Annotated in this window: 10 protein-coding genes; 2 read left to right on the top strand and 8 right to left on the bottom strand. The window is 66.7% G+C overall.

Annotated elements, in window-relative coordinates:
- Positions 1–5 precede the first annotated feature (5 nt).
- The 7 genes from AC07O3_RS09710 to proV all read right to left on the bottom strand — a co-directional run bounded on the left by AC07O3_RS09710 (position 6) and on the right by proV (position 8,940).
- The gene (locus tag AC07O3_RS09710; RefSeq protein WP_495339181.1) at positions 6–2,201 is read right to left on the bottom strand and encodes an Ig-like domain-containing domain; all 2,196 of its coding nucleotides are present in this window, start codon (positions 2,199–2,201) and stop codon (positions 6–8) included.
- An 89-nt stretch (positions 2,202–2,290) separates the two neighbouring features.
- Positions 2,291–3,070, bottom strand: coding sequence for a PA3715 family protein (locus tag AC07O3_RS09705; RefSeq protein WP_093056459.1), 780 nt, complete (start codon positions 3,068–3,070; stop codon positions 2,291–2,293).
- Between the two features lie 13 nt (positions 3,071–3,083).
- A complete protein-coding gene (gene murI / locus AC07O3_RS09700; RefSeq protein WP_093073760.1) occupies positions 3,084–3,875 on the bottom strand; it encodes a glutamate racemase in 792 nt (263 codons plus the stop codon).
- The gene (locus tag AC07O3_RS09695; protein WP_093056461.1) at positions 3,872–5,425 is read right to left on the bottom strand and encodes a fumarate hydratase; all 1,554 of its coding nucleotides are present in this window, start codon (positions 5,423–5,425) and stop codon (positions 3,872–3,874) included. The genes murI and AC07O3_RS09695 overlap by 4 nt, the downstream gene beginning before the upstream one ends.
- A gap of 56 nt (positions 5,426–5,481) precedes the next feature.
- Complete coding sequence (proX, locus tag AC07O3_RS09690; protein ID WP_440531713.1) at positions 5,482–6,498, bottom strand: glycine betaine/L-proline ABC transporter substrate-binding protein ProX; 1,017 nt, start codon at positions 6,496–6,498, stop codon at positions 5,482–5,484.
- Between the two features lie 22 nt (positions 6,499–6,520).
- Complete coding sequence (proW, locus tag AC07O3_RS09685) at positions 6,521–7,666, bottom strand: glycine betaine/L-proline ABC transporter permease ProW (RefSeq protein ID WP_495339180.1); 1,146 nt, start codon at positions 7,664–7,666, stop codon at positions 6,521–6,523.
- 20 nt (positions 7,667–7,686) lie between these two features.
- A complete protein-coding gene (proV, locus tag AC07O3_RS09680) occupies positions 7,687–8,940 on the bottom strand; it encodes a glycine betaine/L-proline ABC transporter ATP-binding protein ProV (protein ID WP_495339179.1) in 1,254 nt (417 codons plus the stop codon).
- A 523-nt stretch (positions 8,941–9,463) separates the two neighbouring features.
- Here proV and fumC point away from each other — a divergent pair.
- A complete protein-coding gene (fumC, locus tag AC07O3_RS09675; RefSeq protein ID WP_495339178.1) occupies positions 9,464–10,861 on the top strand; it encodes a class II fumarate hydratase in 1,398 nt (465 codons plus the stop codon).
- Between the two features lie 47 nt (positions 10,862–10,908).
- Here fumC and AC07O3_RS09670 read toward each other — a convergent pair whose 3' ends face one another.
- Positions 10,909–11,526, bottom strand: a complete 618-nt coding sequence (locus AC07O3_RS09670) for an NAD(P)-dependent oxidoreductase (protein ID WP_495339177.1) — start codon at positions 11,524–11,526, stop codon at positions 10,909–10,911.
- 113 nt (positions 11,527–11,639) lie between these two features.
- Between AC07O3_RS09670 and AC07O3_RS09665 the strand changes: the two genes are divergently transcribed.
- Positions 11,640–12,557: a LysR family transcriptional regulator gene (locus tag AC07O3_RS09665; RefSeq protein ID WP_093056467.1), complete on the top strand. Its 918-nt coding sequence runs from the start codon at positions 11,640–11,642 to the stop codon at positions 12,555–12,557.

The raw sequence follows: 12,557 nt of genomic DNA, 5'->3' as shown, positions 1-12,557 counted from the left end.
AACAATCAAGGCAGCTTGTCGCCGAACAGGCTGTCGTTGGTCAGCGGATAGCCGACTTCCGGTGCGTAGCGCTTGATCCAGTTCGCCGGGTCCTTCACGCGGGCAGCAAAGGCTGCCAGGTCCGAGCGGTCGAGCGAGCCGTTGTAGATCGCGTTGGTCTGGTTGGCGGGCAGCACCGTGAAGCTGATGCCTGTGCCGGCCGTCGTGACCGCGTCGGGGATGGTGCCCGCAGCACCGCCCAGCGTGATGGTCGCGAGGTGGTTGCCGACAGCGGTGATCTGTCCCGCCTGGCCGTTGTCCAGTCCGGCGATGGTGCCGCCCGCGATGGCGTAGATGGTTTCCGATTTGCCGATGCCGCCCGGCGATCCGAGCGTGAAGCCCTTGTCCGCAATCGGATTGCCGGTGACGTCGGTCTGGATGGTCACGATCGTGCCAGCCGGCAGGTTCTGGTCCGCAGTCCAGAAGAATGCTGTTTCGTTGGTGATGCCGGCGAATTCGGTCGTGCCCGCCTTGCGGTCGCGGTCGGTGAACAGCACTTGCGTGCCACCATTCACGGCCTTCAGCAGTACGAAGGCATAAGCGTCGGGCGCTTCGGCATTGGCTGCCATGAAGAGCAGGTCGCCGGCCACCAGCGGTGTGGCGCCGGCAGTGGTCGTGAAGCTCAGCTTCGTCGCATCGGAAATACCCGCGAAGGCGTTGCCAGCCGCGTCGGTGATGGCATTGGCATCCACCGTGATGTAGTAGCCGGTGCTGAGCTCGAGCGGGGCAGTCGGCACCAGCTTCAGCACGTTGAAGGCCACCTGCAGGCGCGCGGCGGGGCTGTTGGTGTGGAAGGTCTCGATCACGCTGCCGTCGGCCTTGTGCAGCACGATGCTGCCCGAGCCAAGGCGCACGGCCTCGTTGAACGACAGCGTGATCGACGTGTCGAGGTTGACGCCCACGCGGCCGGCCGCCGGCATTGACTTCTGCAGCTTCGGCGCGGCGGTGTCCACCCACGGCTTGCCAAGGCGCACGACGAAGCCGTCGAACTTCTGGTCGGCGGCGGGCAGGTCTTTCGACGCCGTCTTGCCGTCCCACTTGGTGTCGCCGTTGTCGAGCAGCAGTTGCACCTGCGTGCCGGCCGTCACGGGGCCAGGCACCTCGACGGTGGATTCGAAGCTGCCGCCGGTTTCCTTGCGCAGCGCATCGAGGTCGTTCGACAGTTCCACCGGCGCGCTGTTCGGGTTGCCGTCCCATGCGAACAGGGCGAAGTTGCGGTCCACCTCGGGCACGGCGGCGCCAGCCGGGCCAGCGACGATCAGGTACTTGCCGTCGGTGCCCTTGTCGATGGAGCGGATGCCGCGGCCGCCCAGCTCCAGCTCGATGGGTGCGCCGAAGGTGGCTTGCGTGGTGGTGCCCGCCATCAGCGCGGCGTAGTTCTGCAGCGGCACGATCAATGCCTTGGCGCGTACTTGAGTGCCCGTCTGCGGAGCGCGAAAGCCGAGCCACAGGGCGGTGTCGCCCGGTGCGCTGGTCATGCCCTCGATGGAGAAGCCGTCGACGCGCTCGGGCGCGATGCCGGCCGCGGCGGACACGGCAAAACCGAAGCGGTTGGCGCCGAGCCCATGGAGGTTGCCCGTGTCCCAGGCGATCAGCTGCGCTTCGAGCAGCGAGAACTGGCCGACATAGTCGAAGGCGGTGGCGGCGCCCGTGCCGCTGACCTTGACTGCGAAGAGGTGCGAGCGGTCGGCGGCTGCGTCGGCGCCGTCCTTCTTGTTGCTGTTGGAGCCGGTGAAGTACAGCGTGTCTCCGATGCGCGTGCCGGCCTCCAGGTCGAGCTCCTTGGCCAGCTTCGGGCCTTCGAGCTCGTAGCTCCATTCCTTCACCGCGGCACCGCCGCCGCGCGGGTAGACGCGCAGCACGTTGGCCTCATCGTCCGCCACGATCATGAAGTTGTCGGGCAACGCGATGGCAGTCGATGCGTCGGACGATCCCTTGGTGGTGCCCGCATTGGGCGTGAACCGTGCCTTCGACACGAGCTGGTCGGGTTCCGGCTGTGCGGCGGGCGGCTGGGCCGGTGGCGGCGCAGTGCTGGTGGGCGGAATGAATCCGCTGAAACCGCCTGAATTGTTACCACCGCCGCAGGCGCCCAGCAGCAACGCGAGTGCGCTGGCGAGCAACAGGGGCTTGAAGGGGATGCGGGTCTGGGAGAGTGAAGTCATTGTGCGCGGTAGTTCTTTTGGCTAAACCGCGCATCCTGTTACCTTAGTGTGACGGCTCGGTGAAAAACCGGCCGTGGGTCAGGCGCCCGTCAGGGCGTCTGTTGTTGCAGCGACTTCGGCACCTTGAAGCGCTCGCCGTCGTAGCGCAGCGTGACCGTGTCGAACTTCGCGGGCAGTGCCTTTTCCACGCAGCCCTGGTCTTCCTGCTCCTGCGCACGGCTCTGCAGCAGCGTGCGCGACAGCTGCAGATCGGCAAAGCCGTTGCTGCTGCCCTTGCCGACCGACAGCATGGTGCGCAGCTTCTCGAAGTGGCCGGTGCAAGTGGAGTCCCACCCGCCGTGGTCGTGATCGAGCTCGATCTCCTGCAGCACCTGGCGCAACTGCTTGCCATGGTGCACGTAGAGCCGCACGGTTTCGCTGGCCAGAGGGCTGCCGGGCGCGTTGCTGCCCCGGTAGCGCACGCGCAGGCCGAAGGCGCGTGCCTCGGGCGACAGCACGTAGCGCGAGGTGTCGATGCGGATGTCCTGGATCGACGTGGTGGCGTCTTCGTCGAGTGCCTCGGGCTGCACGAGCCGGCCGATGACGGTGTCGCGATCGGTGTTGCCGTTGTCGGGGCGCTGGATCAGCAGGATTTCCAGGTCGAAGACCTTGGCGCCCCGGTCGGTGGTTTCGCGCGGCATCGGCAGCACGACGATGCTGCGTCCGGGAAAGGCCGGCCAGACCTTGCAGGCCGCGAGCCGCTCGTCGAGCGGGCGGTTGGGATGCAGCTTGGCGTGCATGCGTTCGGCAAGGCCACTCTCGCAGGCCGCGTGGCTCAGGCCGGCGGCCGAGAGGCACAGGAGGAGGGCGGCGTGGCGCAGGAGACGCATGACTCGGACCTGGTCAGGTCGTGGCCGCAGCAGAAGGGAGCCCGAGCCATCGCGCGGCCGCGGCTTCGAGCACGGCGACGTCGCCGCTGCTCTGCAGAAGCAGGCCGCCACTGCCGCTGTCCGCCAGCTGGCCCGCCGCTGTCAACAGGCGCCGCGTCTGCTGCGCGACCGGCACGCCCGTGTCGATGAACCGCAGCGTGGCCGGCGCATGCCGGCGCAACTCGTCCTTCACGAGCGGGTAGTGGGTGCAGCCAAGCACCACCGTGTCGACTTCGCCAGGCGCATCGCCGAAAGGGCCGGCTTCGGCCATGTAGCGTTCGCACAGTGCCGCGATGCCTGCCGAGTCGAAGCCTTCGATGGCCTTCACGAGCCCGTCGCAGGGCACGGGACGCACATCGGCCGACCCGGCGAATGAGGCGCGCAGCGTGGCGTACTTGGCGCTGGCCAGCGTGCCGCGCGTGGCCATCACCGAGATGCGCCCCGTGCGGCTCGCGGCCACGGCGGGCTTGAGGCCAGGTTCCAGCCCGACGATCGGCAGGTCGGGATTCTCGGCGCGCATCAGATGGATGGCGGCCGTGGTCGCCGTGTTGCAGGCCACCACGAGCGCCTTGATGCCGTGCTCGCGCCGCAGGTGTTCGACCACGGTGCGCGAGCGCTCGATCACATAGGCGTCTCCGCGCTCGCCGTACGGCGCATAGGCCGTGTCGGCGAAGTACACGAAGCGTTCGTGCGGCAGTTCGGCCCGCAGCGCGGCCAGCACGCTGAGCCCGCCGACTCCGCTGTCGAAGACGCCTACAGCGCTCAAGCTTCTTCCATCATGATGGTCTTGAACTCGCCGCTGGCAATGCGCTTCTGCCACTCGGCCGGGCCGGTGATGTGCGCGCTGGTGCCGCCGGCATCGACCGCCACCGTCACGGGCATGTCGACCACGTCGAATTCATAGATCGCTTCCATGCCCAGGTCTTCGAAGCCCACGACCTTGGCGGTCTTGATGGCCTTGCTCACGAGGTAGGCGGCGCCGCCCACGGCCATGAGGTAGGCGCTCTTGTGCTTCTTGATGGCCTCGATGGCAACCGGGCCGCGCTCGGCCTTGCCGATCATCGCGATCAGGCCGGTCTGCGCCAGCATCATTTCGGTGAAGCCGTCCATGCGCGTGGCGGTGGTCGGACCGGCGGGGCCCACGGCTTCGTCGCCGACCGGATCGACCGGGCCGACGTAATAGATGACGCGGTTGGTGAAGTCCACCGGCAGCTTCTCGCCCTTGGCCAGCATGTCCTGGATGCGCTTGTGCGCGGCGTCGCGGCCGGTGAGCATCTTGCCGTTGAGCAGCAGCGTGTCGCCCGGCTTCCAGCTTGCCACTTCGGCGGGCGTGAGCTTGTCGAGGTCGACGCGCTTGCTCTTCTTCTCGTCAGGCGCCCAGTTGACGTCGGGCCACAGGTCGAGCGACGGCGGGTCGAGGTAGACAGGGCCGCTGCCGTCCATCGTGAAGTGCGCGTGGCGGGTGGCCGCGCAGTTGGGGATCATCGCAACGGGCTTGCTCGCCGCATGCGTCGGGTACATCTGGATCTTGACGTCGAGCACGGTGGCCAGGCCGCCCAGGCCCTGTGCGCCGATGCCCAGCGCGTTGACCTTCTCGTACAGCTCGATGCGCAGCGCCTCGACCTTGCTCAGCTCGGCGCCCGACTTCTTCTTGGCCTGCAGCTCGTGCATGTCGAGGTCGTCCATCAGGCTTTCCTTGGCCATCAGCGCGGCCTTCTCGGCCGTGCCGCCGATGCCGATGCCCAGCATGCCCGGCGGGCACCAGCCGGCGCCCATGGTGGGCACGGTCTTGAGCACCCAGTCGACCACGCTGTCGCCGGGGTTCAGCATGACCAGCTTGCTCTTGTTCTCGCTGCCGCCGCCCTTGGCCGCGACCGTCACTTCAACGGTGTTGCCGGGAACGATCTCGGTGAAGATCACCGCGGGCGTGTTGTCCTTGGTGTTCTTGCGGTCGAACTGCGGATCGGCCACGACCGAGGCGCGCAGTGTGTTGTCGGGGTGGTTGTAGCCGCGGCGCACGCCTTCGTTGATGGCGTCGTCGAGGCTGCCGGTGAAGCCGCCCCAGCGCACGTCCATGCCCACCTTGAGGAACACGTTGACGATGCCGGTGTCCTGGCAGATCGGGCGCTGGCCCGTGGCGCTCATCTTGCTGTTGGTCAGGATCTGCGCGATGGCGTCCTTGGCCGCGGGGCTCTGCTCGCGCTCGTAGGCGCGGGCCAGGTGGGCGATGTAGTCGGCGGGGTGGTAGTAGCTGATGTACTGCAGCGCGGCGCTGATCGATTCGATCAGGTCGGCCTGCTGGATCGTGGTCGTCATGGTGGGGGGAGTTTTTTGGAGTGTGAAACGCCCCCCGATTATCTCAGCCGACGCGCCTACCGCGCTGCGGCTCGGGCTTGCTCTATCCAGCCGTCGAACAGAGGACGGTGCACCCGGATCCACCCGTCGGTGTGCCGCTCCACGTCCTGCTGCGTATTGGCGCCCTGGCTCATGCGCAGGTTTTGGGCATTGATGTCGCCGATCGGCAGCTTCATCACCTCGAAGAGCTTGGCCGCGGCCGGGTTCTTCTCGGCGAAGGCCCGGTTGGCGACGATCTGCTCCTGGTTCGCCTGGAAGCCGTAGTTCTTGCCGTTGGGCAACTGCGTGTCGACGTTGCCGCCCTGCGAGGAGCCTTGAGAGGACGAGAAGGGCACCTGCAGCCACACAACGTCAGTACCCGGGCGCAGCACGGCGCTCACCCAGTAGGGCGTCCACGTGTAGTACAGCACCGGCTTGTCCTGCTTGAAGCGGGCGATGGTGTCGGCCATCAGCGCGGCGTAGCTGCCCTGCTTGTGCGTGACGGTGTCGCGCAGCTGATAGGCCGTCAGGTGGTTCTCGATGGCCAGCTCGCAGCCCCAGCCGGGGTTGCAGCCAGTCAGGTCGGCCTTGCCGTCGCCGTCTGCGTCGAACAGCTTCGCGATGGCAGGGTCCTTCAGCTGTGCGATGTTCGTGATGCCGTACTGCTCTGCCGTCTTGCGGTCGATCAGGTAGCCCTGCACGGCGCCGTCCGAGTACACGCCCTTGCGCCACAGCTTGGCGTCGCCGCCGCTGTTCTTGTAGAAGTCGGCGTGCAGCAGGCTCCAGTGGTTGGCCATGAAGGTGGCGTCGCCGTTGGCAATGGCCAGATGCTCGGTGGCGGGCTCCAGGTCTTTCATGGGCTCGACGGTGTAGCCGAGCTTTTCGAGCGCGCGCATCACCAGCAGCGTCTGGAAGGCTTCTTCCGCGAGCGAGCTTTTCAGCGGCTGCACGGTAACGCCCTTGCCGGGCAGGTCGTTGGCAGCATGGGCGGCCATGCCCGAGGCCACGAAGGCGAGGGCCAGCAGGCCGCGTGCGATGAAACTGGTTTTCTTCATGCGTTGTGTTCCTCCGTGCGGCTTATTGCGCTTGCGTGGACAGGGCGGGAACCGGCTGGGTGCCCGGTTGCGAAGGCGAACCCACGAGGCGCTGCAGCACGCGCAGCGCGAAGCCCACCGGCCCGGTGTGCCACCAGCGGCGGCCAGCGCTGCGGCGCGACTTGCCCATGGCTTGCGTCAGCCGGTCCAGCGAGATCGCCAACAGCACGATGCCGAGCCCGCCCACGGTAGCCAGGCCCATGTCGAGCCGGCCGATGCCGCGCAACACCATCTGGCCCAGGCCGCCCACGGCGATCATCGATGCGATGACGACCATCGACAGCGACAGCATCAGCGCCTGGTTGATGCCCGCCATGATCGACGGCATGGCCAGCGGCAGTTGCACCTTCACCAGCATCTGCCAGGGCGAAGCACCGTAGGCGCGCGCGGCCTCGATGAGGTCGGGGCGCACCTGGCGCAGGCCGAGGTTGGTCAGGCGTACCAGCGGTGCCAGCGCGAAGATGATCGTCACGATCACGCCCGGCACGTTGCCGATGCCGAACAGCATCACCACCGGCACGAGGTACACGAAGGCCGGCGTGGTCTGCATCGCGTCGAGCACCGGCCGCATGATTCGCTGCGCCCGGTCGCTGCTTGCCAGCAGCACGCCCAGCGGCAAGCCGATGACCATGCAGAACACCAGAGAGGTCAGCACCAGCGACAGCGTCACCATCGCCTCGGGCCAGATGCCGAGCATGGCCACGAGCAGCAGCGCCACCGTGGTGCCGATGGCCAGCGCGCGGCCAGCGAACTGCCAGGCGAAGAGGCCGATGAGGGCGATCATCGCCAGCGTGGGCAGGCCGGTGAGCAGGCCCTGCACCCAGTTCAGCGTGCTGTCGATGGGCAGGCGCACGGTCTGGAAGAAGGGGCGGAAGTGCTCGACCACCCAGCCGAGGCCCTGGTTGATCCACGATTCGACGGGCAGGGAGCCGTCCCACAGGCGGTGCAGCTGGAAGCCGCTGGTGGCAGCGTCGGCTTGTCCCGCAAGTTGGTGGGCGGCATTCACCGGCGCGTCGAGCCAGGCGCTGGTGGCCGAGGTGTCGGGCGCGGCCGAGAGCGCTTCCCACGGATCGACGAAGGCAGGGGCGGCAGGCGTGCTCAGGTCGGAAGGAAGTGTGTTGTCGTTCATCGTTCAGGTCCTTCGTGAATTCAGTGCGGCTCGGCGGCGAGAGCAGGGGCAGCGTTGGGCAAGACGGGCTCGATCGGCGGCGTGTCGCGGTCGAGGAACTTGAGCAGCGTCGTCTTGCTGATCGCACCGCAGAAGCGGCCGTCGTTCGCCACTACCGGCAGCGCGCACGGCGCCTGCGCGAGCTGGCCGATCAGGCCTGCCACGGGGGCTTCGGCGTCGATGCGCGGCAGCTCGTTGAGAAACGCGTGCTGCAGCCCCAGCGGGCCTGAATGTCCATCGAGCGCGCCGCGCAGCGTGTCCGCCGACACCACGCCGAGGAAGCGCTTGTTGGGACTCGTCACGTAGGCGAAGTCGCGGTCCTGGTCTTCCAGCAGCTTGAGCGCCGCGCGCGCACCGCGCTCGGGGTGCTCGCACACCACGGTGAGCGATTTGCGCGCGATGTCGCCCGCCTTGAACACGGCTGCCGCGTCCACGCCGCGCACGAAGCTGCGCACGTAGTCGTTGGCGGGGCTGCGCAAGATCTCGTCGGGCGTGCCGACCTGGATCACCTGGCCGTCCTTCATGATCGCGATGCGGTCGCCGATGCGCATGGCTTCGTCGAGGTCGTGCGAGATGAAGACGATGGTGCGGCGCTGCTCCTGCTGCAGCCGCAGCAGCTCCGACTGCATTTCGGTGCGGATGATCGGGTCGAGGGCCGAGAAGGCCTCGTCCATCAGCAGGATCGACGGGTCCGAGGCCAATGCTCGCGCCAGGCCCACGCGCTGCTGCATGCCGCCCGAGAGCTCGTCGGGATAGCTGTCGCCCCAGCCCGCCAGCCCCACCTGCGCGAGCGCGAGGTCGGCCTGCGCCAGTCGCTCTTTCTTGCCCGTGCCCGAGAGTTCGAGGCCGAAGGCGGTGTTCTCGCGCACCGTCATGTGCGGCATCAGCGCGAACGACTGGAACACCATGCTGATGTCCTTGCGGCGCAGCGCGCGCAGCTTGGTGTCGGAGTGTTCGTTGATGTCCGCGCCGTCGATCACGATGCGGCCCGCGGTCGGTTCGATCAGCCGGTTCAAGAGGCGCACCAGCGTCGACTTGCCCGAACCCGAGAGACCCATGATGACGAAGATTTCTCCGGCCTGGATTTCGAAGGTGGCGTCGAACACGCCGATCGACTGGCCGGTGCGCGCCAGGATCTCCTTCTTGGAAAAACCTTGCCGGACCAGCTCCAGGGCTTGTTCGGGCTCGTCGCCGAACACCTTGAAGACATGGTCGATGAGAATTCCTTTGGCCATACGTCGGGGCTCCTTTGGTGAGGGGTTGACAGATCGCCACCCCCGCAAGGGCGACGCGACCACGCTCCAGCCCATTGGATGGGCTGCCGACAGGCACTGAAGACGACATGGCGACGAAGCCAGTGCCCGCCGGATGCTTCATTCGCAGGGCAACGGGCCTGGTCGAGGGGCGCCGCCTGGATGAGCGTGACGTGGCAATGGGGACGGAAAAGATCCGGCCGGTTTGCCGGGCTGGGCCCGGCGGGAGAACCTTGCACCGCGACGGGATTCGGAGATCCGCGAGTAGTGAAGGGGTGACCTGCAAGTTCAAGAGAGCGGGGAACCCGAACTCATCATGACTTGTTGGTCGTCAGAAGCCCTCGATCATAACTTTTCGACATGATGCGGTCAAGGCGGGAGGCGTATCGTGATGTCAGCGGCCAGCCAATGGCCCCGTCAGATGCGAGCTATTCCTATTGGCCGATACTCGGGCTCGCGCCCGCCGAGCGGCGCGACCTTTCATGATCCTGCGGAGCTTTTTCTCATGACGACTTCCCCCAAGACCCGTGCCGAGCGCGACACCTTCGGACCGATCGACGTGCCGGCCGACAAGCTGTGGGGCGCGCAAACGCAGCGCTCGCTGCAGAACTTCGACATCTCCGGCGAGCAGCAGCCGCGCGAGATCATCAAGGCGCTGGCGCAGGTCAAGCGCGCATCGGCCATGGTCAACCACGCGCTGGGCCTGCAGGACGAAAAGAAGACCAAGGCCATCGTGGCGGCCGCCGACGAAGTCATCGCCGGCAAGCACCCGGGCGAGTTCCCGCTGGTGGTCTGGCAGACCGGCTCGGGCACGCAGACCAACATGAACGTCAACGAGGTGCTGGCCAATCGCGCCAGTGAAATCCTCGGCGGCGAGCGCGGCGAAGGTCGCCTCGTGCACCCCAACGACGATGTGAACCGCAGCCAGTCGAGCAACGACGTGTTCCCGACCGCCATGCACGTGGCCGCCGTCGAGGCCATCACGCACAAGCTGCTGCCGGCCATTGCCAAGCTGCGCGGCACGCTGGAGCAGAAGTCCAAGGACTTCGCCGACATCGTGAAGATCGGCCGCACTCACCTGCAGGACGCCACGCCGCTTACGCTGGGCCAGGAGTTCTCGGGCTACGTGGCGCAGCTCGCGCACGGCGAGGCGCATGTGCGCGCCGCGCTGCCGCACCTGAGCGAACTGGCGCTGGGCGGCACGGCCGTCGGCACCGGGCTGAACGCGCCCAAGGGCTATGCGGAGCAGGTGGCCGCCGAACTGGCGAAGCTCACGGGCCTGCCGTTCGTGACCGCGCCGAACAAGTTCGAAGCGATGGCCAGCGTCGACGCGCTGGTGCACGCCCACGGCGCGCTAAAGACGCTCGCCGCCAGCATGAACAAGATCGCCAACGACGTGCGCTGGCTCGCGAGCGGTCCGCGCAGCGGCATCGGCGAACTGAGCATTCCCGAGAACGAACCGGGCTCGTCGATCATGCCGGGCAAGGTCAATCCGACCCAGAGCGAGGCCGTCACGATGCTGGCCGCGCAGGTGTTCGGCAACGACGTGGCCATCAACATCGGCGGCGCCTCGGGCAACTTCGAGCTGAACGTGTTCCGCCCGATGGTGGCGCACAACTTCCTGCAGAGCGTGCGCCTGTTGGCCGACGGCATGGTGAGCTTCAACGACCACTGCGCGGTGGGCATCGAGCCGAATCGCGAACGCATCACGGAGCTGGTGCAGCGTTCGCTGATGCTGGTGACGGCGCTGAACACGCACATCGGCTACGACAAGTCGGCCTACATCGCCAAGAAGGCGCACAAGGAAGGCACGAGCCTGCGCGAAGCGGCGATTGCCTCGGGGCACCTCACGGCCGAACAGTTCGACCAGTGGGTGGTGCCGGAGAACATGACTGGCCGTTGATTCGGTCAGCCCATTGAAAAAGGACCCTCGTCGGGTCCTTTTTTGTTTCAGTAGCCGATCGTGTATCGCTGACGGGAGTGCGCCGGCTTTTCAAGCTCGTCGATGAACGCGATTGCGTAGTCCTCGAAGGTGATCCAGCTGCGGCCTTCGGCGCTTACCAGCAGGTCGTCCTTGCCCAGGCGGAACTTGCTGGTGCGCTCGCCTTCGACGAACTCGGCGGATGGCGACAGGAAGGTCCAGTCGAGTTCTTTCTCGTTGCGCAGCGTGTCGAGGAACACGCCGCCGGCCGAGGCTTCGGCGCGATAGGCATCGGGAAAGTTCGGCGTGTCGATCACCTTCAGGCCGGGCGCCGCGAACAGGCTGCCGGCACCGCCGACCACCAGCAGGCGCTTCACGCCCGAGCGCTTGACCGGCTCGATGATGGCCGCGGGCGGCACCGTGGAGAAGTGCGCGGCACTGAACACGGCGTCGTGGCCGGCCAGCGCTTTTTCGAGCGCTGCGCCATCGAGCACGTCGAGGTCGACGGCCTTCACGTTGGCGCGGCCTGCCAGCTTGTCGGTGGCCTTGCGGGCGATGGCCGTGACGGTGTGGCCGCGGCGCAGGGCTTCTTCCAGAAGGCGGCCGCCGGCGCGTCCGGTGGCGCCGATGATGGCGATGTGGCTCATGAGTGACTCCTGTGAAAGATCGAAAGATCGGATGGGATGAACCGCATCTTAGGTTTCTGGTTTCGAAAGAAATACCTCGATTTGCGCGCTTGTTTATTCCTAAAATCGTTCAAATGGACCGATTGAACGCCATGCGCGTGTTTGTGAACGTGGTCGATTCGGGCAGCCTTTCGGCCGCCGCCGACAAGCTCGACATGTCCCGCCCGGTGGTCACGCGCTACGTGGCCGAGCTGGAGCAATGGACCGGCGCGCGCCTGCTGCACCGCACGACGCGCCGCCTTAGCCTCACGGCCGCTGGCGAAGAGCTGCTGCCGCGTTGCCGCCAGGTGTTGGAGCTCACGGGCGACATGCAGGCCGCGGTGCGGCATCCGGCCGAGGCGCCGCGCGGGCAATTGCGCATCACCACCGGAACCTCGTTTGCGCAGGCACAACTGGCCGACGCGATTGCCGACTATGTGCGGCTTTATCCGGCCGTGATGGTTGACCTGGTGTTGCTGGATCGAACCGTCAACCTCGTGGACGAGCGCATCGACCTCGCGATTCGTACAGCGGCAGAGATCGACCCCAATCTGATCGCGCGCCGGCTCACCACGTGCCGATCGGTGGTTTGCGCTTCACCCGCCTATCTGAAGGAGCACGGAAAACCCCTGCGCGTGGAAGAACTGGCCCAGCGCAACTGCCTCACGCATTCCTACTTTGGACGCAGCCTCTGGAACTTCACGCGCAAGGACAACGGAGAGCCGGTGTCCGTGGCTGTGGATGGCAATGTCTCCGCCAACGACGCGGCGAGCCTGATGTACCTGGCAAGGGCAGGGGCCGGCATTGCGATGCTGCCGACCTATCTCACGTCGGAGCTGCTGCAGAAGGGAGAACTGGTGCGGCTCTTCGGCGATTTCGAGCCGCAAGTGGTGGGCATGTACGCCGTGTACGCCTCTCGCAAGCACATGCCGGCCACCTTGCGCACGATGCTCGACTTCCTGGCCGAGCGATTCACCGAAGTGCCTGCGTGGGACGCGCCGCACGCAGGCTAG

The organism is Variovorax sp. GW821-FHT09D05 (genome assembly GCF_059416325.1).
The sequence above is the reverse complement of the archived record's forward strand: the minus strand, read 5'-3'. Positions and strand labels throughout refer to the sequence as shown.

Excerpts from the sequence above, each read along its gene's own strand:
- AC07O3_RS09710 (WP_495339181.1), bottom strand. The coding sequence starts at position 2,201 with ATGACTTCACTCTCCCAGACCCGCATCCCCTTCAAGCCCCTGTTGCTC.
- AC07O3_RS09705 (WP_093056459.1), bottom strand. The coding sequence starts at position 3,070 with ATGCGTCTCCTGCGCCACGCCGCCCTCCTCCTGTGCCTCTCGGCCGCC.
- AC07O3_RS09695 (WP_093056461.1), bottom strand. The coding sequence starts at position 5,425 with ATGACGACCACGATCCAGCAGGCCGACCTGATCGAATCGATCAGCGCC.
- proX (WP_440531713.1), bottom strand. The coding sequence starts at position 6,498 with ATGAAGAAAACCAGTTTCATCGCACGCGGCCTGCTGGCCCTCGCCTTC.
- proW (WP_495339180.1), bottom strand. The coding sequence starts at position 7,666 with ATGAACGACAACACACTTCCTTCCGACCTGAGCACGCCTGCCGCCCCT.
- proV (WP_495339179.1), bottom strand. The coding sequence starts at position 8,940 with ATGGCCAAAGGAATTCTCATCGACCATGTCTTCAAGGTGTTCGGCGAC.
- fumC (WP_495339178.1), top strand. The coding sequence starts at position 9,464 with ATGACGACTTCCCCCAAGACCCGTGCCGAGCGCGACACCTTCGGACCG.
- AC07O3_RS09670 (WP_495339177.1), bottom strand. The coding sequence starts at position 11,526 with ATGAGCCACATCGCCATCATCGGCGCCACCGGACGCGCCGGCGGCCGC.
- AC07O3_RS09665 (WP_093056467.1), top strand. The coding sequence starts at position 11,640 with ATGGACCGATTGAACGCCATGCGCGTGTTTGTGAACGTGGTCGATTCG.